The sequence below is a fragment of the Streptomyces sp. NPDC005266 genome, from assembly GCF_040607655.1.
In the GTDB taxonomy this organism is placed as follows: Bacteria; Actinomycetota; Actinomycetes; order Streptomycetales; family Streptomycetaceae; genus Streptomyces.
Map to the genome: position 1 here is coordinate 1 of NZ_JBEXHC010000056.1, position 1,950 is coordinate 1,950.

The following is a 1,950-nucleotide window of genomic DNA, read 5'->3' on the forward strand; positions in this document are numbered from 1 at the left end:
TCGAAGGTCGGGTAGCCGGAGGGATTCGCACCCTCCGGCTCCCACAGATCCGTACGTGACGATCTCTCGTCATACGGCTCTTGTCGTCCTGATCACCAAGCCAAGGAGGGGGAACTGACCCACCTCCACTGCGCGAACATCCCCGGGCGGCGCTTGACTGCCCTCTGGAAAGCCGCGATGGCCTTCCTCATCGCGCGAAACCGTTTGTACTTGTTGCGGAGCCAGCGCACCAGGTAGGCGTTGATGCGCATCAGGAGCGGATACAAGGCCGATCGGTAGAACCGGCCGTAGTACTGCATCCAACCCGCGACGATCGGATTGATCCGCTGCGCGAGTTCTTCCACGGTGAGGTTGACCCGCCGATGGAGCCGCCAGGAGCGGACCTCCTCGCCGAGTCGTTTGAGGGCGTCCCTGCTGACCGCGGGGCGGAACGACCATCTGATGCGGCCGTTCTTGTCCCGCATTTGGCGCTGCTGGAACGTGAACCCCAGGAACGTGAAAGACGTGTGCTCGTACGAGCCACGCCTCAACCCGTCCTGGCAGTACACGATCCGGGTCTTGGCCGGGTGCAGACGCAGCCCGACCTCGGCCATCCTGTCCGAGAGCGCGGCCAGCACCTGACGGCCCTGGCGCTCGGTGACGCAGTGCACGACCGCATCGTCCGCATAGCGTTCGAACGAGAGAGCAGGGAACTCCCTCGCCATCCAGACGTCGAACGCGTAGTGCAGGAACAGGTTCGCCAAAACGGGAGAAACCGGAGCGCCTTGCGGCGTCCCGCACCCCCGTTCCAGCAGGGTGCCGTCGGGCATCTTGAGCGGGGCAGCAAGCCACCGCCGCACATACAACTTCACCCAAACGGCGTCGGTATGCGCTTCCACCGCCTTGACCAGGAGGTCCCACGGCACACTGTCGAAGAACTGGGAGATGTCGAACTCAACCACCCAGTCCCGTTTCCAGCTGCGTTCCCGGCACCTCTCCACGGCATCCAAGGCGGACCGTCCGGGCCGGTATCCGAAGCTGTCCGGATGGAAAATAGGATCCACCCGCCGCACCAAATGCCGGGCCACGACGGTCTGAGCCACACGATCAGCGACAGCAGGAATCCCGAGGATTCTTTCGCCGCCGCCATGCGGCTTGGGAATGGCCACCGCACGCACCGGCGGAGGAAAGTAGGAGCCCGACGACATCCTGTTCCAGACCTTGTAAAGGTTGTTCTTCAGGTCCTTCTCGAAGTCGGCGATGCTCTGCCCGTCCACTCCCGGTGCTCCCTTGTTAGCCCTGACTTCCTCCCATGCTTCCTTGACTTCCCACTTTGAGATATCAAACGGCTTGGCCTGCGACTTCAACTGGTCCACCGAACTCCTCCCGGACACCGTCCGGTTGATGCGATCAACTCAGTCACGAACGACCCGGCCCCTTCGCTCCACCCCCATTACAGGGGCTTCTCCACTACTACGAGCCGGTCCGCCGGCGCGTCCCGCATCGGTACTCGGCCCCTTCACGGCACAACCGCTCGGGGTGCTCCCTCTCACCCGCCCCTACCAGGACGGGCTGTATCGGTACGCGCCTTCTCCTGTTCCACATGACCGCGGCAGATCAGGTTCACGTCGTCTCCATGCCGGACACCGCCTGGCCAGTCGGCGGGCTCCCGCCAGGCTTATCCCGGGACGGTTCCAAGCTTCCCGGTTATGATGTCGTCGCAATCTTTTCGACACGTCAGCAACGATTCACTTGCGTTCGTCTCCCTGATCCCCACCTGACGCCTCTTGGACGCCTTTTCCTCATCGCTCACCACGACAGTCTTCGGCTAACGCAGCATGAGGCGGTTTGAAGCCTCCCCCCGCAGGGCGACTTCGAAGGGCCAATCCTTCATCGGTCACGCAGCACTACTTCAAGAAACTCGTCCTACATCGAGTTCCCCTCTGCATTCAGGACACACTGGAACAAGAT

At 62.6% G+C, this 1,950-nt stretch carries 1 protein-coding gene; it reads right to left on the reverse strand.

The window, feature by feature from the left end; translation table 11 throughout:
• Window positions 1-92: 92 nt before the first annotated feature.
• On the reverse strand, window positions 93-1,355 hold the full coding sequence (gene ltrA, locus ABZU99_RS34815; RefSeq protein WP_356050510.1) for a group II intron reverse transcriptase/maturase: 1,263 nt from the start codon (window positions 1,353-1,355) through the stop codon (window positions 93-95).
• Window positions 1,356-1,950: the final 595 nt, after the last annotated feature.